Annotated in this window: 18 protein-coding genes; 7 read left to right on the top strand and 11 right to left on the bottom strand. The window is 69.8% G+C overall.

Annotated elements, in window-relative coordinates; translation table 11 throughout:
- The first annotated feature begins 26 nt into the window (after positions 1-26).
- A complete protein-coding gene (locus ACODR1_RS05865; RefSeq protein ID WP_488879606.1) occupies positions 27-380 on the top strand; it encodes a DUF6152 family protein in 354 nt (117 codons plus the stop codon).
- A gap of 18 nt (positions 381-398) precedes the next feature.
- On the opposite strand, the gene ACODR1_RS05860 is transcribed toward ACODR1_RS05865, so the two are convergent.
- On the bottom strand, positions 399-1,106 hold the full coding sequence (locus ACODR1_RS05860) for a DnaJ C-terminal domain-containing protein (protein ID WP_488879605.1): 708 nt from the start codon (positions 1,104-1,106) through the stop codon (positions 399-401).
- A 145-nt stretch (positions 1,107-1,251) separates the two neighbouring features.
- On the opposite strand from ACODR1_RS05860, the gene pdxH reads away from it, so the two are divergent.
- Positions 1,252-1,920, top strand: a complete 669-nt coding sequence (gene pdxH / locus ACODR1_RS05855; RefSeq protein ID WP_488879709.1) for a pyridoxamine 5'-phosphate oxidase — start codon at positions 1,252-1,254, stop codon at positions 1,918-1,920.
- 3 nt (positions 1,921-1,923) lie between these two features.
- On the opposite strand, the gene ACODR1_RS05850 is transcribed toward pdxH, so the two are convergent.
- Positions 1,924-2,544, bottom strand: a complete 621-nt coding sequence (locus ACODR1_RS05850; RefSeq protein WP_488879604.1) for a TetR/AcrR family transcriptional regulator — start codon at positions 2,542-2,544, stop codon at positions 1,924-1,926.
- A gap of 148 nt (positions 2,545-2,692) precedes the next feature.
- On the opposite strand from ACODR1_RS05850, the gene ACODR1_RS05845 reads away from it, so the two are divergent.
- A complete protein-coding gene (locus ACODR1_RS05845) occupies positions 2,693-4,192 on the top strand; it encodes a bifunctional aminoglycoside phosphotransferase/ATP-binding protein (RefSeq protein WP_488879603.1) in 1,500 nt (499 codons plus the stop codon).
- A gap of 126 nt (positions 4,193-4,318) precedes the next feature.
- Here ACODR1_RS05845 and ACODR1_RS05840 read toward each other — a convergent pair whose 3' ends face one another.
- Entirely contained in the window at positions 4,319-6,073 is a 1,755-nt protein-coding gene (locus tag ACODR1_RS05840; protein ID WP_488879602.1) for a response regulator, read from the bottom strand.
- A 262-nt stretch (positions 6,074-6,335) separates the two neighbouring features.
- Between ACODR1_RS05840 and ACODR1_RS05835 the strand changes: the two genes are divergently transcribed.
- Entirely contained in the window at positions 6,336-9,236 is a 2,901-nt protein-coding gene (locus ACODR1_RS05835) for a long-chain-fatty-acid--CoA ligase (RefSeq protein WP_488879601.1), read from the top strand.
- Between the two features lie 92 nt (positions 9,237-9,328).
- Positions 9,329-10,810 carry an FAD-dependent oxidoreductase gene (locus tag ACODR1_RS05830; RefSeq protein WP_488879600.1) on the top strand — a complete coding sequence of 494 codons (1,482 nt, stop codon included), beginning with the start codon at positions 9,329-9,331 and terminating at the stop codon, positions 10,808-10,810.
- 24 nt (positions 10,811-10,834) lie between these two features.
- Here the strand turns inward: ACODR1_RS05830 and ACODR1_RS05825 are convergent, their stop codons facing one another.
- The 5 genes from ACODR1_RS05825 to ACODR1_RS05805 form a co-directional block, all read right to left on the bottom strand.
- Positions 10,835-11,347 (bottom strand): hypothetical protein, encoded by a 513-nt coding sequence (locus ACODR1_RS05825; protein WP_488879599.1) that lies wholly within the window; start codon positions 11,345-11,347, stop codon positions 10,835-10,837.
- A gap of 102 nt (positions 11,348-11,449) precedes the next feature.
- Positions 11,450-12,646, bottom strand: a complete 1,197-nt coding sequence (locus tag ACODR1_RS05820) for a GAF domain-containing sensor histidine kinase (protein WP_488879598.1) — start codon at positions 12,644-12,646, stop codon at positions 11,450-11,452.
- 113 nt (positions 12,647-12,759) lie between these two features.
- A complete protein-coding gene (locus ACODR1_RS05815) occupies positions 12,760-12,966 on the bottom strand; it encodes a hypothetical protein (protein WP_488879597.1) in 207 nt (68 codons plus the stop codon).
- Between the two features lie 176 nt (positions 12,967-13,142).
- Positions 13,143-13,616 (bottom strand): GatB/YqeY domain-containing protein, encoded by a 474-nt coding sequence (locus ACODR1_RS05810; protein ID WP_488879596.1) that lies wholly within the window; start codon positions 13,614-13,616, stop codon positions 13,143-13,145.
- A gap of 198 nt (positions 13,617-13,814) precedes the next feature.
- Entirely contained in the window at positions 13,815-15,011 is a 1,197-nt protein-coding gene (locus ACODR1_RS05805; protein WP_488879595.1) for an acetyltransferase domain-containing protein, read from the bottom strand.
- 52 nt (positions 15,012-15,063) lie between these two features.
- On the opposite strand from ACODR1_RS05805, the gene ACODR1_RS05800 reads away from it, so the two are divergent.
- A complete protein-coding gene (locus tag ACODR1_RS05800) occupies positions 15,064-17,115 on the top strand; it encodes a TonB-dependent siderophore receptor (protein ID WP_488879594.1) in 2,052 nt (683 codons plus the stop codon).
- 169 nt (positions 17,116-17,284) lie between these two features.
- Here the strand turns inward: ACODR1_RS05800 and ACODR1_RS05795 are convergent, their stop codons facing one another.
- A complete protein-coding gene (locus ACODR1_RS05795; RefSeq protein ID WP_488879593.1) occupies positions 17,285-18,181 on the bottom strand; it encodes an MBL fold metallo-hydrolase in 897 nt (298 codons plus the stop codon).
- 66 nt (positions 18,182-18,247) lie between these two features.
- On the opposite strand from ACODR1_RS05795, the gene ACODR1_RS05790 reads away from it, so the two are divergent.
- A complete protein-coding gene (locus ACODR1_RS05790; protein ID WP_058350375.1) occupies positions 18,248-18,400 on the top strand; it encodes a hypothetical protein in 153 nt (50 codons plus the stop codon).
- An 8-nt stretch (positions 18,401-18,408) separates the two neighbouring features.
- On the opposite strand, the gene ACODR1_RS05785 is transcribed toward ACODR1_RS05790, so the two are convergent.
- Positions 18,409-18,819: a TIGR01244 family sulfur transferase gene (locus ACODR1_RS05785; protein WP_488879592.1), complete on the bottom strand. Its 411-nt coding sequence runs from the start codon at positions 18,817-18,819 to the stop codon at positions 18,409-18,411.
- 74 nt (positions 18,820-18,893) lie between these two features.
- Positions 18,894-19,418 carry a hypothetical protein gene (locus tag ACODR1_RS05780; protein WP_488879591.1) on the bottom strand — a complete coding sequence of 175 codons (525 nt, stop codon included), beginning with the start codon at positions 19,416-19,418 and terminating at the stop codon, positions 18,894-18,896.
- Between the last annotated feature and the right edge of the window lie 2 nt (positions 19,419-19,420).

Raw genomic sequence — 19,420 nt, 5'->3', positions numbered from 1 at the left:
CGTCGGGGCGCTGAGGAGGTGAGGCCATGTTCAGGCTCATGCCGCTGTCGGTGGCCGCCGTCGTGCTCGTCGTTCCGGCCGCCGCCTCCGCCGATCCGGGCTGGGGCGCCTACGACACCGATCGGGCGGTCAGCGTCACCGGCCCCATGACCGACATCTCGTGGGGCGACCCGCACGGCGCGGCCAGGATCCGCCACGCCGGCGCGGTCTTGGACGTGGTCCTGGCCTCGGTCGCCCGCATGGAGGCGCGGGGACTGTCAAAGGAGATGCTGGCCTCGGGCCAGCCGGTAACCCTGGAGGGTTATCCCCGCCGAGACGGCGTCGCCGAACTGCGCATCGAGCGGCTGACGGTCGCGGGGCGGACGGTGGAACTGCGCTAGGCGGCTCCTTTCGCCAGATCAGGCCGCCCAGGCGGCCGCGAAGCGCTTCAGTTGCGAGCGGGCGGCGCTTTCGTGCACCGCGCCGGTGCGCTCCAGGCGCAGGAAGAGGTCGCCGGCCGAATGGGCGGCGCGGGCCGGCAGGCCCTGGCCGTTCAGCCGCACGAGCCCGCGTTCGGCGGCCTTGGTCGAGATCCACACGGTGCGCTGACCGATGACGGTGTCCAGCTCCACGCGTCCGCCCTCGGCCAGCACCTTGGCGTCCAGGCGCACGGTCAGCCACAGGTCGTGGCCGCGGACCATGGCGGCCGGGTCGGCCTTGATGCGGACGACCAGCAGGGTTTCGCCGACCCTGACGGAATCGCCATGGCGCAGGCCCGCCGGCAGGGTCAGGCGCAGGCGGCGGCCGCCGATATCGGCTTCCAGCGCGCCGCCGGAGAAGGCGAAGGCCGGCTCGACCTCCAGCACCGCCTGGCTCGGCATGGCCGGGGTCTGGACGGTGGCGGGCGGAAAGCCCAGGCCCGCCGGCGGCTCGACGCCCTGCAGCATGCGATAGGCGGTCAGCACGTCGCGGAACAGGGCCGCGTCGCCGCCGGGACGATCCGGATGGGCGCGCTTGGCGGCTTCGCGATAGGCCGCGCGCAGCTCGCGCTCGTCGGCGCCGGGCGCGACGCCCAGGATCGCGCGGGCGGCGGAAAGGGACAGGGAAGGGGCCGAGGCGGCGGTCATGCCGCGACCCTGCGCCGACTTGGTCAACGGGGCGTTAAGTTAACTTCTTCACGAGCCGTATGCGGCGATCAGCGCGAAGATCCGAAGGGCGCGTAGGTAGCGGTCAAGCATGGCCCCCGGAGACGGACGGGCCTATATCCAGGCTATGACCGACGCCCCGCTGATCCCCGCCTCGCCCAGCGAAGACGACTATGTCGCCCAGGTGGCGGCCGCCACCCCGCCGGCGCTGCTGCCCGAGGGCGATCCGATCCACTTGTTCGGCGACTGGCTGGCCGAGGCCGGCAAGTCCGAGCCCAACGACCCCAACGCCATGACCGTCTCGACCGTCGACGCCGACGGCATGCCAGACTCGCGCATGGTGCTGCTCAAGGACGTCGATAGCCGCGGCTTCGTCTTCTACACCAACCTGCAAAGCGCCAAGGGCCAGGAACTGGCCGCCAATCCCAAGGCGGCCCTGCTGTTCCACTGGAAGTCGCTGCGTCGCCAGGTGCGGGTGCGGGGCGTGGTCGAGCCCGTCAGCGAGGCCGAGGCCGACGCCTATTTCGCCAGCCGAGCGCGCCACAGCCAGTTGGGCGCCTGGGCCAGCGACCAGTCGCGGCCGCTGCCCGACCGCCTGGCGCTGGAACGCCGCGTGGCCGAGATGGGCCTCAAGCACGGCCTGGTCGGCAAGGTGCCGCGTCCGCCGCACTGGTCGGGGTTCCGCATCGTGCCGCAGGTCATCGAGTTCTGGCGCGACCGGCCGTTCCGTCTGCACGAACGCCTGGTCTACGAACGCGTCGACGGCGCCTGGGCGACGAAGCGGCTGTTCCCTTAGGGATCACCCCGTGCCGTATCGCGCCAGGAAGGTCTCGACGGCGTCCTCGGCGATCTGATTGACGGGGCGGTCGGGCTGCACCTCGTCGCCGGCCGACAGGCCCAGCACCAGGGTCGCGTGGTCGAGCATGCCCATCAGTTGGCCCGCGGCCCAGGACGGCTTGTCGACCTTCAGCTCGCCCGAGGCGTTCAGCTCCTTGACCACCTGGATCGCCGCCCCGCCCAGGGACTCGCGCGCCGCGCCCAGAAAGTGGTCGGCCACTCCCTCGAAGCGCCGCCGCTCGGCGGTGACCATCCGGAACATCGCCCGCGTCGCCGGGGTGGCGAAGAACTCGGCATAGGCCCGCGAGAGGGCGGTCAGGCGGGCGCGGGCGTCGCCGACGGCCTTGGCGCTTTCGCGCACCGGCTCGGCCATCGTCCGCACGCTGTCGACCACCACGGTGCGGAACAGCTCGGCCTTGCTGGGGAAGTAGGCATACAGGGTGGCGGTCGAGACGCCCGCCGCGCGGGCCACCGACTCCATGCCGGCGTCCGCGTAGCCTTCCTTGAGGAAGATGTCGCGAGCCGCGGCCAGGATCTCCGCCTTCTTGTGCTCGGACCGCTTCAGTCCGGCGCCGATGAGCATGGGATTCCTCAACATCAGACTGTGATGGTTAAACGCTACTATCGCGTAAGTAGATCGCGCAAGCGTCTGCGAGGACTTGCACCGAACTTTGCGCTATGGGACGCCCGGGCGCCGCCGATCGGGCGGGCGAAGACGAAGGTTGGACGGCGTGATCAAGGACGCGGAAGCGGCGCGCGAACAGGAAGTGGCGGCTTGGCTGGGAGGCAAGGCCGACCAGACCATCGAGACCTCCTGCGCTCGGGTGTTCCTGGTGGGCGAGTCCGCCTTCAAGGTGAAGCGCCCGGTCGACTTCGGCTTCCTGGACTATTCGACCCTGGAATTGCGCCGCTGGTCGCTGCAGCGCGAGCTTTCCTTCAACCGCGCCGCCGCGCCCGACATCTATCGCGCCGTGCGCCAGCTGACCCGCGCCGCCGACGGCGGGATCGAGATCGACGGGGCCGGCGAGGTGGTCGAATACCTGCTGGAGATGCGCCGGTTCGACGGCGAGGCCGTGCTGGCCTCCCAGCCCTGGGCCATCGACGATGCGCTGGAAGAGTCGCTGGGCCGCACCATCGCCCAGTTCCACGCCGGCGCGGCGCTGCGCCCGCAGGGCGGCGGCGTCTCGGCGCTGGGCTACACGATCGCCTCCAACGCCAACCTGCTGCGGGGCCTGGCCCCGCGCCTGGGGGCCCAGGCCGTCGAGCGGCTGGTCGAGGAGACGGACCTGGCCCTCAAGCGCCTGGGCCCGCAGCTCGACGCCCGCGCCGCCGAGGGCTTCGCCCGCCATTGCCACGGCGACCTGCACCTGGGGAACATCCTGATCGAGGAGGGCAAGCCGATCCTCTTCGACTGCATCGAGTTCAACGACGCCCTGTCGGACATCGACGTGCAGTACGACCTGGCCTTCCTGCTGATGGACCTGGACTTCCGCCGTCGCCGCGACGCGGCCGGCCGGGTGCTGAACGCCTATCTGGACGAAGCCGCCCGCACCTTCGGCGAGGGCCTGTGGACGGGCCTTGCCGCCCTGCCGCTGATGCTCAGCGTCCGCGCCGCCGTGCGCACCCACGTCTGGGCCTATACCGGCGACGACGAGGCCGCCCGCGCCTATCTGGCCACCGCCATCGAGCACCTGGCGCCCAAGCCGGTCAGCCTGGTGGCCACCGGCGGCCTGTCGGGCTCGGGCAAGTCGACCTTCGCCCGTGTCTGCGCGCCGGGCCTTGGCGCCGCGCCCGGCGCGGTGGTCCTGCGCACCGACGAGATCCGCAAGCGCCTGTGGAACGCGCCGACGCTGCAACGCCTGCCCAAGGAGGCCTACACCCCCGAGGTCAGCGACAAGGTCTATGACGAGCTGTTCCGCGACGCCGAACTGGTGCTGAAGGCCGGTCGCTCGGTCGTGGTCGACGCCGTCTTCATCAAGCCCGAGCAGCGCGCCCGCGCCGAGGCCCTGGCGACGAAGCTCGACGTCGCCTTCCAGGGCGTCTGGCTGGAAGCGCCCGCCGACGTCCTGCGCGCCCGTGTCGCGGCCCGCGTCAACGACGCCTCAGACGCCGACGTCGCCGTGCTGGAAAGCCAGCTCGTCCGTGACACCGGCGACATCGACTGGCGCCGGGTGGATACGGTCAGCGCCTTCGAGGACGAGGCCAGGGCCCTGGCCGAGCAGATGGGGTAGCCGCTTCGCGGTCCCCCTCAGTCGGCTTCGCCGACAGCTCCCCTAGAGGGGGAGCATCTTGGCGCATTAAATCCTCCCCCTCTGGGGGAGGTGGCCCGGAGGGCCGGAGGGGGCGCCGAAGGTGTCTCACCCCACCGCCGCCGCCGGCGGGGGCGTCCGGTCCACCGCCATGGCGATGGCCGAGATCAGGTCCAGCGGCTTGACCGGCTTGCCCAGGTGCTCGTCGAAGCCCAGCTTGAGAAAGCGTTCGCGGTCGCCGGCCATGGCCGAGGCGGTCAGGGCGATCACCGGGGTGTTGGCCGCGCCGGCAGCCCCCGAGCGGATCTCCGACAGGGCCGTCACCCCGTCCATCACCGGCATGTTGATGTCCATCAGCACGCAGTCGAAGTGCGAGGCCTTCAGCGCGTCCAGCGCCTGGCGGCCGTCCTCGACCACCGTCAGGTCGACGCCGGCGGCCTCGAGCATCAGCCGCACGACCATCTGGTTCATGGGGTTGTCCTCAGCCATCAGCACGCGCGGGACCGCGCCGTCGTCCTCGGCGGCCTGCGGCGCGGGGGCGGGCAGGGGCGGGGCCTCGGGACGGGGCGCGCGCAGCAGCAGCAGGAACCGCGCGCCGCGCTCGGCCGGCTCCAGGCTGAGGTCGCCGCCCATCCGGCGGGCCAACGCCCGCGCGATGGTCAGCCCAAGGCCCATGCCGCCATAGGCCCGCGACACGCTCTCGTCGGCCTGGGTGAAGCTCTCGAAGATCCGCTCGGCGAAGGCCGGATCTATGCCCGGGCCGGTGTCGGTGATGCGGATCGCCACCGTTTCCAGGCCGTCTGGCGCGGCGCCCTGGCCCGAGACCTCGATGGTCACCCCGCCCACGCGGGTGAACTTCAGGGCGTTCGACAATAGGCCGCCCAGCACCTGGCGGATGCGGGCCGGATCGGCGTTCAGGCGCTCGGGCGCGTTGGCGTCGATGCGCACGTCCACCGCCAGGCCGCGAACCATGGCCATGTCGCGCCAGGTGTCGGCCACGGCGTGGACCAGGTCGTGCAGGTCGAAGTCGCAGGGCGTCAGCTCGGCGTCGCCGGCGTCCAGGCGGGCGATGTCGAGCACGTCGTTGAGCAGTTGCATCAGGCTGTCGCCCGAATGGATCATCAGCTCCACGTAGTCGCGCTGGCGCTCGTCCAGATCGGTGCCCTTCAGCGCATGGGCCAGGCCCAGCAGGCCGTTCATCGGCGTGCGCATCTCGTGGCTCATGGTCGCCACGAACACCGACTTCACGCGCGAGGCGGCCAGGGCGCGTTCCTTCTCCTGTCGCAGGCCGCGCGTCAGCTCGTCCATCTTGCGGGCGGCGGCGCGGTTCAGCAGCATGGCGTTGATGGTGGTCGCCACCAGCATAAGCATGGCCCAGCGGTTGGTCAGCGAGCCCATGCCGTGAGGAGCGTTGGTCAGGAACGGGAAGGCCGCCAGGCACAGCAGCGGCGGGGCGGTGGTGATCGCCAGCAGGCTGATCGGCTGGTGGCGGAAGTTCTGGGTGAAGATGATCTGACCCGCGCACACCCCCAGGGCCGCCAGCCGCAGGTCCTGGTGGGGGAACATCCACAGCGCCACCGCCAGCCACGACCACACCACGTTGATCGGGATCGAGGCCAGTACGAACAGCGCCCGCAGGCGATCGGTCGTGGGGCCGGTAAATCGGCGGATCACCAGCGAGGCCAGGGCCTCGCCGGCCGCCAGCGCTGCAAACCAGCCGGCGGCCATGGCTGGACCCAGAGCGATCCCGACGACCATGGCCACCAGGGCGGCGGAGACCAGACGCGACACCGTCAGGCGGCGCGTGTCGTTCGCCACCTCGTCGAGCCGTTCGTCGGCGCCTAGAGCATCGAGCCACTGCATGGCCGTGCACCCCGTCCCGCACCTGGAGCGAACCAGGCCGCGCTCAAGCTAACCGCAAAACGGCGTTCTGGGAGTGAACGGGCCATGCGGCCGATCAGCGCGGCCGTGTGTAGATGCGCACACTCTACGCCTCCGTGCAGATGCGCGCAAAGTCGGCGGCGTAACCGATGCTCGCCTGGGGCGCGCCATGCGTTGCGCCGCCGGGCGCACGCCGCTAGCCTCTCCTGAACAACGATAAGCAGGACGCGGGAGAGCGGTTTCGATGCAAGGTTTGATGCAGCATGGCGCTCTGACGCTCGACAAGATCATCGATCACGCCGCCCAGTGGCACGGCGGCCGCGAGGTGGTCACCCGGTCGGTCGAGGGCCCCATCGTCCGCACGACCTATGCCGAGATCCACGGCCGCGCCAAGCGGGTGTCCAACCTCTTGCTGGCGCTGGGGATCAAGCCGGGCGACCGGGTCGGCACCCTGGCCTGGAACACCGCCCGCCACATCGAGACCTGGTACGGGATCATGGGCATCGGGGCGGTGTGCCACACCCTGAACCCGCGTCTGTTCCCCGAGCAGATCGCCTGGATCGCCGACCACGGCGGCGACCGCGTGATCTTCACCGACCTGACCTTCCTGCCGATCATCGCGGGGATCGTTCCCCGCCTGCCCAACGTCGAGCATGTGGTGGTCTTCACCGATCGCGACCACATGCCCAAGGACTTCCACCTCGCCGGCGAGGCCCCGCACTTCAAGGGCCTGCTCTGCTACGAGGACCTGGTCGCCGAGCAGTCGGCCGACTGCGTCTGGGGCGGGTTCGACGAGGGCACGGCGGCGGGCCTCTGCTACACCTCGGGCACGACGGGCGACCCCAAGGGGGTGATGTATTCGCACCGCTCGAACTTCCTGCACACCTTCATCACCATGCAGCCCGACGTGATGGGCCTGTCGCAGCGCGACGTGATCCTGCCGGTGGTGCCGATGTTCCACGCCAATGCCTGGGGCGTGGCGTTCTCGGCCCCGGCCACCGGCGCCAAGATCGTCATGCCAGGCGCCAAGATGGACGGCGCCTCGATCCACGAACTGCTCGAAACCGAGGGCGTCACCTTCTCGGCCGCCGTGCCCACCGTCTGGCAGATGCTGCTGCAGCACCTGGAAAGTACGGGATCGAAGATCACCACGCTGAAGAAGGTGGTGATCGGCGGCGCGGCTTGCCCCGAGAGCATCATCCGCGCCTTCCACGAGAAGTACGGCGTCGAGGTGGTCCATGCCTGGGGCATGACCGAGACCTCGCCGGTCGGCACCCTGTCGACCATGACCGACCAGCTGGAGAAGCTGTCCTACGACGAGCAGATCCCCTACCGCCTCAAGCAGGGGCGCCCGCCGATGGGGGTCGAGCTGAAGCTGACCGACGACGACGGCAAGCCGTTGCCGCACGACGGCAAGGCCTTCGGTCACCTGAAGATCCGCGGGCCGATCATCGCCGCCGAGTATTTCCGCGGCGCTGGCGGCAAGATCCTCGACGCCGACGGCTTCTTCGACACCGGCGACGTGGCGACCATCGACGAGATGGGCTTCATGCAGATCACCGACCGCGCCAAGGACGTCGTGAAGTCCGGCGGCGAGTGGATCAGCACCATCGAGATCGAGAACATCGCCGTCGGCCATCCCAAGGCCGCCCTGGCCGCCGTCATCGGCGTGCCGCATCCCAAGTGGGACGAGCGACCGATCCTTCTGGTCAAGCTCAAGGAAGGCGAGACCGCCACCAAGGAAGAGTTCCTCGACTTCCTGCAGGGCAAGATCGCCAAGTGGTGGATGCCCGACGACGTGGTGTTCGTCGACGAGATCCCGCTGGGCGCCACCGGCAAGATCGACAAGAAGCTGATCCGCCAGCGCATGAAGGACTACGTGCTGCCGACCCTCGGCTCGGCCGCGACGGGGTCGGCCACACTGGCCGCCGCCGACGGCGCCCAGGCCGAGGTGCTTTACGCCCCCGAGCCGGTCGAGACTCCGGAAGACCTGATCGAGGAAGCGCCCGACGCCCCCGAGGCCGAGGCGGTGATCGATCCGGTCCACGAACCCGAGGTGGTCGCCGCCTTGGCCGCGGCGCCCGAGCCGCTGAGCGCTGAAGCTCTGGCCGCGTCGCTGCCCGATCCCGAACCTGCCCCCGTCGCGCAGTTGATCCAGACCGCGCCGCCCGAGCCGGACGACGTCTTCCCGCACGCGCCGCTGGTCGATCCCGCGCCCAAGCCGCTGGATCCGACCCCGGAAGCCGCCTTCGACGCCCCGCCGGTGTTCGTCGCCGAGGAGGCGCCGCTGGCCATGCCGCTGAGCAGCGCCAGGCCGCGCAAGGCCAAGGCCGCCAAGGCCCCGTCGGGAGACAAGGCCCCGTCGGGAGGCAAGGGAGGCTGGGCCGCGCCGATCCTGACCGGCGCGGTGGCGATCGCGCTCGCCCCGGCGGTCCTGGTCGTGGTCGGCGCTCTGGGGGCGAAGTCCGGCCTGCTCGACAAGTCCGTGGCCTACGATCTCCTGACCCGCGACCTCGCGCCGCTGATCGCCTGGCTCAGCCTGCTGACCGGCCTGCTGGGCGTGGTCGTGGCCATGATCGGCGGCATAGCGCGCCACTGGCGCCGGGCCCTGCTGGCCCTGGCCATCACCGTCGCCACCCTGGGCGTCTTCTTCCTGGCCACCGGCACGCCCGCACGCGCCGCCCCGGTCGGCGACGTCGCCACCGACTGGAAGGCGCCGCTGGCCTTTTCGGAAAACGTCCTGGCCCAGCGCGGCGAGGCCGCGGCCCCGGTGCTCGACGAACCCAGCCTGCCGGTCGGTTCGGAGCTGTTCGCCGGCCGCCGCGTGGCCGAGGTCAACGTCGAGACCTGTCCGGCCGCTCGCACCCTGGTGCTGATCCGTTCGCCCGCCGACGCCTACGAGGCGGCCAAGGCCGCCATTCAGGCCAAGGGCCTGACGCTGGTCACCGACGATCCGGGCGAGGGTCGCCTGGAAGCCGCCGGCGCCAGCTTCTGGTATGGCCTGAAGGACGACCTCGTCGTCCGCGTCCGCCCTGACGCCGGCGGCGCCCGCGTCGACGTCCGCTCGATCGCTCGCGACGAGGGCGGCGACCTTGGCCGCAACTGCGGCCGCGTCACCGGCCTGCTCAAGGCGATCGAGGGCTAGAATTTCAATCCACCCATCCGGGTGTGTGATTTGATACAACCTTCAGGCGTCTGGCGCGGCAAGTTGCATGAGAGCGAACGGGGGAGGCTCTCATGCTCCGCAATGGCAAGGACATCGCCGACGGCGCGGTGATTGAGACTCAGGTCTGCATCGTCGGCTCCGGTCCCGCCGGCGTCACCGCCGCCTGGGAGCTGCAGAAGGCCGGGGTTAAGGTCACGCTGATCGAGGGCGGGCCCGACAGTCCCAAGGGCGCGCTCGATCCCACCTGGCCCGACAAGAGCCTGCTCTATGCCGGCAAGGCCGATGGCCAGTTCGCCGAAAGCGAGCCCGACTTCCTCATTCGGCCCTACAATCGCGCGGGCGGCCCGTGGGAGCGCGAGCGGATGTTCGGCGGCACCTCGGCCCACTGGGGCGGGCAGTCGCGGCCGCTCGACCCGATCGACTTCGAGGCGCGCCCGGGCTTCCCGGGCTGGCCGATCGACCGCGCCGAGCTCGACCCCTACTACGCCAAGGCCGCCGAGCTGTGCCTGCTGCACGGCGACGATTTCAGCCCGCAGGCCTGGGCCGAGATCCTCGGCGCCGAGGTGCCCGAACTGACCGGCTTCGACACCACGATCTATCAGTACCTGGGCAAGAACTATCTGAACTTCGCCCTGCGCACCTTCGACGGGGTGACGATCGCCGACAGCGACGCCGACGTGATCGTCAACGCCACCCTGCTGGGGATCGAACAGCACCAGGGCCGGGTGTGCGGCCTGCGGGTCGCCAGCATGGACGGCGCCGCCGGCGCGCCGAAGAAGGCGACCGAGTTCACCATCAAGGCAGACATGGTGGTGCTGGCCTGCGGCGCGGTCGAGAACGCCCGCCAACTGCTGCTGTCGGACGTCGGCAACGCTCACGACCAGGTCGGCCGCTACTTCATGTGCCATCCGCTGTCGAACGGGCCGGTGCTCAGCGCCAGCGGGGCCTACCTGACCGACGCCCAGACCCGGCTGATGGCCGGCCAGACCCTCAGCGGCAACCGCGCCGTGCCCTGGCAGGACGCGAACGGCGTTCGGGTATCGGGCCGGTTCTCGCCCACGGCCGACGAGCAGAAGCGTCTGGGCATCGGCAGCTGCTGGTTCTGGGCCAACTACGGCCAATACTACTTCGAGATGGCGCCGAACCCTGACAGCCGGGTCACCCTGGCCGATACGGTCGATCCGGTCTTCGGCCAGCGCCAGACCCGCATCACCTGGCTGCTCAGCGACCGCGACGAGGCGACCTACACCCAGACGACGGCGCTGTTCAAAGCCGCGGTCGAGGAACTGGGCGGCGACGTCTACTACCAGCCCTGGCCCGCCGTGAAGGAAGGGCTCACCGTCAACGGCCACCACATCGGCACCACCCGCATGTCGGCCGACCCGACGCAGGGCGTCGTCGACGCCGACCTGAAGGTGCACGGGCTCGACAACCTCTATGTCGCCGGCTCGTCGGTGTTTCCCTCGACCGGGATCTCCAACCCGACCTTCACGATCATAACCCTGTCGATCCGCCTGGCCGAGCACCTGAGGGGCAGGGTGGGGGCGCCGTAGCGGATAGGATGGGCCGTGACGGGTTCAGGCCGGGGGCTGGGCGGGAGCGGCTTCTTCGGTAGAGCCGTCCAGCGTATTTCGAGCACCTCGCGCAAGGCCAATGCTGAGCATGTAGTCGGCGACGACGAAACCTTGCGCGATGAGCAGGTGCCCCTCCGGGTTCGTGGTCGGCTGGAACGAGGTCGCGATGGCCTGTTCCCCTCCGCTGAACATCTCGATGATCGAAGCGGAAACGACGGCGCTCTGGCCGTCGGCCTGGATCAACTGGTCGCCAGGGACGATATGGGTCAAGGGCCGCAGGCCCTTGGCCGTCAGGAGCATCTGATCCCCCATGCCGATCAGACTGCGCCCGCCTTCGACCATGAGACGTATGGCCGGGTACGGCGTTCCGGGAGGGACGCCGCCAGCGTACTCGATGCTCGCAGGCTTCCAGTCCCGATTCAGCCCGGCCGCCAGCACGGTGTCGCGGACCCTGAGCGCTTGGATCGCCTTTGTCTCCGTCGCGCTGACCGCGATAGCGGTTTCGTAAGCCAGCAAGCTCGTTCTCCATCGAAGGCCGAGCAGCCGATGATCGCCAGCCGCTCCGAAGGCATGGAATGGCGATTTTTTCTCTATGTAAAGTTGTGATGATCTCCTAGGTCAGGCCCCCGGCAGGGTCACCGTGAACGTCGAACCCTCGCCGACCCGGCTGCTGACCGTGATTTCGCCGCCCATCTGACGGGCCAGCCGGCGTGAGATCGCCAGGCCCAGGCCCGTGCCGCCGAAGCGGCTGGCCGCGCCCGGCGCCTGCTCGAAGCGTTCGAAGATCCGCTCCAGCTGGTCGGCGGGAATGCCGACGCCGGTGTCGGTGACGGTCATCACCAGGTCTCCGCCGCGCGGCGCGATGACCAGGCCGACCTGGCCAAGCTCGGTGAACTTCAGGGCGTTGCCCAGCAGGTTGACCAGGATCTGGCGCAGGCGCGAGGCGTCGCCGCGCACCGTCGGCAGGGCCCCGGCGATCTCGGCGGTCAGGGCGATCTCCTTGGCCAGGGCCCGCTCGGCGAACAGCTCGACGGCCGATCGCGCTGCCTCGGCCACGTCGATCGGCTCGTCGGCTTCGCTGAACACCCCGGCCTCCAGCCGCGCCAGGTCGAGCACGTCGTTGACGATGGTCAGCAGCTTCTCGCCGGCCGACTTGGCCTTGGTCGCCAGCATCCGTTCACGTTCGGGCAGGTTGGGCGAGGCGGCCAGCAGGCCGTTGAAGCCGATCACGCTGGTCAGCGGCGTGCGCAGCTCGTGGGTCATGTTGGCCAGGAACTCGCTCTTGGCCTCGGTGGCGGCCTGCGCCCGGCGGGTCAGCAGTTCGTTGCGGGCGTTGAGCAGCCGCAGGTCCATCTCGGTGACGACGATCTGGGCCAGGGCCTTCAGCCGCCGCTTCTCCTCGGCGGTCAGCGGCGGGCGCGGCCGCTGGTCGATGACGCACAGGGCGCCCAGCCGATGGCCGCTCTGCAGCTTCAGCGGCGCGCCGGCGTAGAAGCGGATGTTCGGGTCGTCGGTGACGAAGGGGTTGTCGCGGAAGCGGTCGTCGCCCTCCGGATCCAGCACCTCCATCACCTCGTCGGACTCGATGGTGTAGTGGCAGAAGGCGTCCTCGCGCGGCGTGCCGCCCGGCTCCAGCCCGACGATCGACTTGATCCACTGCCGGTCGGCGTCGATCAGGGTGACGGCGGCGATCGGGGTGTCGAACAACTCGGCCGCCAGGGCGGTGATCCGGTCGAACGCCGCCTCGGGCGGGGTGTCCACCAGGCCATACTCATGCAGGGCCGTCAGGCGCGCGGTCTCGTCGCTGGTGAACATGAAGAATTACGCCGCTCGAACTTGGCGCGGGGGGAGAGCGCCGAGGCCATTTCAGCAAGGGCGGCGGCGTGTGTCGAGTATCGGACCATTGCCGTCTCGACGGACCGAACAGATTACTGCCCGCCGGCCGGCGCCGCTTCCACGCTTGCGGGCTGAGGCGCGCTTACCGCCATCGCGGCGTTGGCCGCGCGTTCCTGCTCCAGCGCCTTCTTCTTCTTGTCTTGATCGTGGTGCCACTTGATCGAGAAGAACATGCCGATCCCGAGCACCAGGATCTTGAGTGGGAAGAAAACGATAGGAAACCAGTTCGCCCAATCCACAGCATTACTCCGTTCGGGGCGCTGAAAGCTAATTCGCAGCGTCTCGCTAACGGAGGGCGGTCTACCAACTTTATTCGTGCGGGTGTCGTGGACAAAGTGTCCAAGCACGGCGGCGCCATCTGATGTCAGCGCGTCGCTGCGCGGTCCCGCCTGGAGACCGCGCAGCCGCTCGTAATTCAGCCCCGGGCCAGAGCGTTGGCCGTCTTGCCGTCGTACTGGCCGCCGAAGCTGGTCTTCAGGTGGGTCATGATCGCCCCGACATTGGCGTCCGGGTTCTTGGCCCGGAAGTCGTCGATGGCCGCGCGCAGCTCGGCTTCCGACATCTGCTTGGGCCCGTACGAGGACAAGATCGCCAGTTCGGTCTCGGCCGCCTTGGTCCGCTCGTCCACCTTCGACGTATCGCCGCCGGCCTGGATCAGCCGCGCGCGTTCGGCCGCGAGGTTGTCCAGCGTCAGCTTGGTGTTCTTGGCGAACTTCGCGACGGTCGCGACGACCTTTTCGTCGGTGACCTCGGTCACGCCGCGCTTGAATTCCTCGGTCGTGATCTGCGTGGCTTCGCCGATCAAGGTGGTGAGCACGTCGGCCTTCAGCCGGTCGCTCGCCTTGCGCGCCGCCAGTTGGTCAGCCTTGAGCTGGTCGAGCAAAGCCATGTCGTCGTTCCTTCAGTCCACTCTATTAGATCGTGCTGTAGCGCACGAAGACCGGAACTCTTCAAGAGCCACGGGCCAGGCGTAAGTCACGAGGTGTGACCCGGTAAAGCCCAGCCCCCGTGCGCGCAGCGATCTTATATAGTGTGGATTGAGAGGGGCGCACTTCTCCCCCGGATCGCGCTTGGGCGACGCCAGGCGCTACAGATACTTCATCCACGGCTGGCGGCTGGCCCGCTTGACCGGGCCGAACCAGCGGCAGGCGTACCAGCAAGGGATGGCCGCCAGCGCCGCCAGAAGCCAGATCGAGGCCACGCCCGGCAGGCTCCACACCTCGCCCTGGTTGGGGCCCAGTACGGCGACCGCTGCAAGCTGCAGCAGGTGCAGGGCGTAGAGGTGGATCAGGTAGAAGAACAGCGGCGCGCCGCCCAGCACCGCCAGCCATGACACCAGCCGCGCCGGCGCCTTCTCCAGCCCCGCCAGCAGCAGGGCCCCGAGACCGAGCGTCAGCAGCAGGAAGTCGGCCGAGGGCGGATACTTGGTGACGTTCAGCCAGCTCATCACCGTGCGCACCGGGCTTGAGCCGACGACCCAAGGCGTCTCGCCATAGCCGTTCAGGCTGCGCAGGATCACCAGCAGCGCCAGCGCTCCAAAGCCTGTCAGCAGCAGGCGGTTGCGCCGGTCGCGCCAGGCGCCGACGAACCACGGACCGGCGCCGAAACCCAGGGCCGCGACCCCGATCCACGGCAGCAGCGGATAGGAGGTTCGCGCCCGCGCGCCCCAGGGCAGGTCGATGAAGCCCCGGTCGTGCAGGATCGCCCACAGCGCATGGCCAGGCTGGCCCTGCGCGATGCTGATCGGGTCCAGCAGGTTGTGGCCCAGCACGATCACGAGACCGACGGCGACCAGGGCCGCGCGCGGCAGGTGAACCAGCGCCGAAAGCGCGATCATCGACAGGCCGATCGCCCAGATCACCTGCAGGTAATAGGTCCTGGGCGTCAGGTCGAAGCTCCAGGCGAAGCTGACGAAGGTCAGTTCCAGGAACACCAGGAACAGGCCCCGCTTGAACAGGAAGCCCGAGGCGGCGCGGGCGATGGCGGCAGGGTCGTTCCCGCCGGCCTTGCGGCCATAGAGCCAGGCGGCAAGGCCGGTCAGCGCCACGAACACCGGCGCGCACAGGTGCGCCGCCAGCCGCGTGAAGAACAGGGAAGGTTGCGTCGCCTCCACGTCCATCGGGTCGGAGACCTGGGCGTGGATGAAGAAGAACTCCCGCACGTGGTCGACCATCATCAGCAGCATGACCAACCCCCGCAGGGCGTCGATGGCGGCGATCCGGCCCGCCCCCGTGCTGGTCTGCGGCGCGGGGAGGGCGGTGGAAACGGGGGCGGTTGACAGCATCACGGTCGCGGCATAGCTGATATGAAATAACATTACAAACGGAGTCGCTCTCTTGCCCCTGTCGTGGAGCTGCGTCAGCGCATGCCTGCTGGCCCTGTCCGCCGCCGAGCCGCCGGAAACCGTCCCGGCCGCCGAGGCGGAGCCCCACGCCGTGGGCGAGATCGTCATCCTGGGCCGGCGCGGCGCAGCCCGCGACGTCACCCTGGGCGCGGGCGAGATCACCCAGGCCACCTCGCCGTCCAGTCGCTCGGTCGAGCGTGACCTGCTCGACGCCGTCGGGGCCGGACGCCTGGCGGACGCCCTGGAGCTGACCAGCGGCGTCTCCCAGCAGAACAACCGCGGCGGCTTCCTCGACAACTTCGCCATCCGCGGCTTTCTCGGCACGCCCGACGGCGGGGCCGAGTATTATGTCGACGGCTTCCTGGCCAACCGTGGGCTGGCCCCGCCGCGCGACCCGGCCACGGCCGAGCGCGTCGAGATCCTGAAAGGCCCGGCCGGCGCCCTGTTCGGCGACATCGATCCGGCCGGCCGCGTCAACATCGTCTCAAAGACCCCGCAGTTCGTACGCGGCGGTCACGTGGCCGCCACCGTCGGCTCCTATGGCCTGCGCCGGGGCGAGATCGACGTCACCGGCCCGCTGTCCGACACCCTGGCCGCTCGCCTAGTGGTCGCCGACGAACGCAGCGACGGCTGGCGCGACCATGTCGACCTGCACCGCCGCGCCATCGCCCCGTCCCTGACCTGGCGGCCGACCGACGCCCTGCGCCTGACCTATGTGGGCGAGTTCACCGTCTTCGACGCGCCCTTCGACCGCGGCGTGCCGGCCGTGAACGGCGACGCCCTGGCCATCCCGCGCTCGCGCTTCTTCGGCGAGCCGGGCGACGGGACCACCCGCTTCCGCAACGAGCGCCACCAGCTGACCGGGGAATACGAGCTGTCGCCCGACTGGCGGCTGACGGCCGGTTTCGCCTACCGCACCGGCGACATGCACGGCTTCTCCAGTGACCAGTCGCGCCTGGTCGGCCGCCAGCTGTGGCGCCAGCGGCGCGAGCGCGACTATGCGGTGGAAGACGTCTCGGGCCGCATCGAGCTCGACGGCCGCATCGGCGCGCATCACCTCAATGTCGGGGTGAAGGGCTACACCCTCGACTACAGCGAGTTCCTGCTGCGCCGGAACCCGACCGCCGCCGCGCCGCACGCCATCTCGATCGACGCCCCGGTCTATGGCGGCCAGGCCCTGCCGCTCTTGCCCTTCACCGACAACCGCGAGACCCGGCGCGTCACCACCCTCTACGCCCAAGACCTGTGGCAGGTCTACGAGCGCCTCAGCCTGCTGGCCGGGGTGCAGGTCGACGACTACCGCCAGACCGTGCGCAACAACCGCACCGGCGCGGTCGGGCGCGGCGAGGGCTCGCCCGTCGACTACCGCCTGGGCGCCCGCTACCAGCTGACCGACGCCCTGACCGCCCACGCCAGCTTCGGCCGCTCGTTCCTGCTCAACTCCGGCACCGGCCGCACCGGCCAGGGCTTCGCGCCCGAGAAGGGCGAGGGCTGGGAGCTGGGCCTCTCGGGGCGCTGGCCGGGCGTCGATCTCGCCGTCGCGCTGTTCGACATCGAAAAGCAGAACATCCTCGCCAACGACCCGGTCGACGCCAGCTTCCTGGCCCCCGTCGGCCAGCTGACCAGCCGGGGCGTCGAGTTCGACGGTTCGTTCGAGGTCAGCGCCGCCTGGCGGGTGGTGGTCAACTACGCCTGGACCGACGCGAAAGCCGACGACACGGCCTTCGCCAGCGACGCGGTGCTGAACGTGCCCGAGCACTCCGGCGGCGCCTTCGCGGTCGGAACCTTCGAGCGGTGGTCGCTGACGGTGGGCGCGAGCTACATGGGCGACCGGGCCGGGGCGCTGGACGGCTCGGGCCTGATCCTGCCGTCCTACTGGAAGGCCAAGGCGGCGGTGGAGTACGCGGTCACCCCGAAGATCGACCTGCGCCTGGAGGTCGACAACCTCTTCGACGAGCACTACGCCCAGAGCTCCTACAGCCCCGTCTGGATCTTCCCCGGCGCGCCGCGCACGCTGCGGGCCAGCGTCAAGGCGCGGCTGTAGACGCGGCTCGAACCTACCTTCTTTGCTTTCCTGGGCCTTGTGCCCAGGACCCATGGTTCCGCCGCTCAGGCCTTTCTCGATCGGCAAAGGTCTGAGCGGCCGCCGGCATGGGCCCTCGCCACGGGGGCGAGGGAAGCAAGTAAAAGATGGCGCGTGACGGGCGTGGCGCTCAGGCCAGCCGGTACTCGCTGTCCAGTCCCGGCGGCCCGTCACAGACCACCCGGCCTTCGCGCACCAGCAGCACCAGGTGCGCCAGCATCGACAGGGCGGCCGCCGGATGCAGGCGCGGATCCACCGCCGCGTAGAGCACTGGGACCATCGTATTGATCCGCGCTGGACCACCAGCCAACGCGGCCAGAACCTGCGCCTCCCGCGCCCGGCGATGGTCGACATAGGCGGCCAGGAACGGCGCAACCTCGCGCACCGGCGAGCCGTGGGTGGGCCAAAGGGTCTCGAAGTCCCGCGCCTGGATCTTGGCCAGGCTGGCGAAATAGTCGCCCATGTCGCCGTCGGGCGGGGTGATCACCGTCGTCGACCAGCCCATGACATGGTCGCCGCTGAAGAGGGCGTTCTCTTCCTTCAGCGCAAAGCAGACGTGGTTGGAGGTGTGGCCCGGCGTGGTGATCGCCTCCAGCGTCCAGCCGGGGCCCTCGAACAGGTCTCCGTCGGCGATCTCGATGTCGGGCCGGAAATGGCCGTCGTCCTCGGCGTCGAGCTGCACGCCGGTCTCCTCGGAAACCTTCACGGCCGGCGCCGGCCGGCCCCAGATCCGCGCGCCCGTGCGCTGCGCCAGAGGACCGGCGAGGGGAGAGTGGTCGGCGTGGTGGTGGGTCACCAGGATGTGGCTGACGGTTTCGCCCTCGAGCGCCGCCAGCAGGGCGTCCAGGTGCGCCGGGATGTCGGGACCCGGATCGATCACCGCCACGGTCCCGCGGCCGACGATGTAGGTCCCCGTGCCGGTGTAGGTGAACGGGCCGGGATTGTCGGCGATCACCCGCCGGATCAAGGGCGAGACCCGGTCGCAGTGGCCGTACTCGAACTCGATCTCGCGGACGAAGGGGATCATCGCGACCCATCCAGAGCGGCGCCGGTCTTGCGCTTAACGACTCGTAAACCCTGCGGAGTACGGATCATGGCGGCCGACACGGCGATTTTTGTCTCAAAACGGCTCCAGCGCGCGGCCTTCGCCATCCTGTGTCTCATTGCGGCGCAGTTCGTGCTGGCGTCCTGCGAGCCCGAGCCCAGCCCGATGGCCGCCCGCGTCAGCACGCTGGGCGGCTACTAGACGGGACTTCAGTGCGGCAGGACGCCGGAGAGGTCGTAGCCGGCCTCGTAGCCCTGCTTCACCAGAGTTTCACGGTCGGCCGCGCCGGACAGCGCCTGGCCGATCGACCAGGTGACGATCGAGCGGGTGCCCGAGCGGCAGAAGGCCAGGACCGGGCCGTCGGCGGCCTCGACGGCCTCGCGCACCGCGTCCACCTGCTCCTGGGTCGGTCCGCCGCGCACCGGCACGTGCAGGTAGGAAAGACCCGCGGCCTTGGCCGCCGCCTCGATCTCGGCGCTGGTCGGCTGGCTGGGGTCCTCGCCGTCGGGACGGTTGTTGACGATCAGCGCAAAGCCTTCGGCCTTGGCCCGGGCCACGTCGTCGGCGCTGATCTGGGGGCTGACCGACAGGCTGTCGGTCACGCGGCGGAAATCGGTCATGGGCGTCGGGCCTCGAAGAACCTCTGTAATAAGGTCCTTCAGATGCGCGGCGCGGGCGGCCAGGGCAAGCCCTACTAGTCGACGCGGCGCGCCCGGATCGCCGTCTGGCCGTCGATATTGAGGAAGAAGCTCCCCATCGACGCCTTGCGGATGGCGATCTTCGAGCCCGGCTTGGGCGCGCGGCGCACCGGATCGCGACCGACCTGGTCCCACTTGGCGCCGTCTTCCAGCACGATGGTCCAGCCGCCGGTTCCGTTCTGCCAGGCCTGCTTGGCCACGCCCTCGACGCGGTCCAGCGCCTCGGGCTTCTCGCCCTTGCCGCCGAACAGGTCGAGCTTGGGCAGGTTGAAGCCGAAGGCCTCGCGCTTGACGGTCTCCACCTTCTGGCGATCCAGCACCACGATGTCGCCCGCCGCGTCGGCGGCCACCAGCGCGCTTGCGGCCTTGTCGTAGCAGGCCAGGCGCGCATCGGCCTCCTGGATGGCGCGGCAGGCGGTCACCGCGTCCAGCGCGGTGGGGCCGGCGGCGGCGGGGGCGGCGAGGACCGTCGAGGAAAGGGCGACTGCGACGAGGGCGAGCGGAAGTTGCAACGGGCGCATGA

The sequence above is a fragment of the Caulobacter sp. FG7 genome (genome assembly GCF_057808875.1).
Note: the sequence above shows the minus strand (reverse complement) of the source record. Positions and strands in the feature narration are given on the sequence as shown.

What these genes read in the sequence shown, in the direction of transcription:
- ACODR1_RS05795 (WP_488879593.1), bottom strand. Translation starts at nt 18,181, where the DNA reads ATGATCCCCTTCGTCCGCGAGATCGAGTTCGAGTACGGCCACTGCGAC.
- ACODR1_RS05835 (WP_488879601.1), top strand. Translation starts at nt 6,336, where the DNA reads ATGCAAGGTTTGATGCAGCATGGCGCTCTGACGCTCGACAAGATCATC.
- ACODR1_RS05865 (WP_488879606.1), top strand. Translation starts at nt 27, where the DNA reads ATGTTCAGGCTCATGCCGCTGTCGGTGGCCGCCGTCGTGCTCGTCGTT.
- ACODR1_RS05790 (WP_058350375.1), top strand. Translation starts at nt 18,248, where the DNA reads ATGGCGGCCGACACGGCGATTTTTGTCTCAAAACGGCTCCAGCGCGCG.
- ACODR1_RS05785 (WP_488879592.1), bottom strand. Translation starts at nt 18,819, where the DNA reads ATGACCGATTTCCGCCGCGTGACCGACAGCCTGTCGGTCAGCCCCCAG.
- ACODR1_RS05830 (WP_488879600.1), top strand. Translation starts at nt 9,329, where the DNA reads ATGCTCCGCAATGGCAAGGACATCGCCGACGGCGCGGTGATTGAGACT.
- ACODR1_RS05810 (WP_488879596.1), bottom strand. Translation starts at nt 13,616, where the DNA reads ATGGCTTTGCTCGACCAGCTCAAGGCTGACCAACTGGCGGCGCGCAAG.
- ACODR1_RS05860 (WP_488879605.1), bottom strand. Translation starts at nt 1,106, where the DNA reads ATGACCGCCGCCTCGGCCCCTTCCCTGTCCCTTTCCGCCGCCCGCGCG.
- ACODR1_RS05850 (WP_488879604.1), bottom strand. Translation starts at nt 2,544, where the DNA reads ATGCTCATCGGCGCCGGACTGAAGCGGTCCGAGCACAAGAAGGCGGAG.
- ACODR1_RS05840 (WP_488879602.1), bottom strand. Translation starts at nt 6,073, where the DNA reads ATGCAGTGGCTCGATGCTCTAGGCGCCGACGAACGGCTCGACGAGGTG.
- ACODR1_RS05805 (WP_488879595.1), bottom strand. Translation starts at nt 15,011, where the DNA reads ATGCTGTCAACCGCCCCCGTTTCCACCGCCCTCCCCGCGCCGCAGACC.
- pdxH (WP_488879709.1), top strand. Translation starts at nt 1,252, where the DNA reads ATGACCGACGCCCCGCTGATCCCCGCCTCGCCCAGCGAAGACGACTAT.
- ACODR1_RS05820 (WP_488879598.1), bottom strand. Translation starts at nt 12,646, where the DNA reads ATGTTCACCAGCGACGAGACCGCGCGCCTGACGGCCCTGCATGAGTAT.
- ACODR1_RS05780 (WP_488879591.1), bottom strand. Translation starts at nt 19,418, where the DNA reads ATGCGCCCGTTGCAACTTCCGCTCGCCCTCGTCGCAGTCGCCCTTTCC.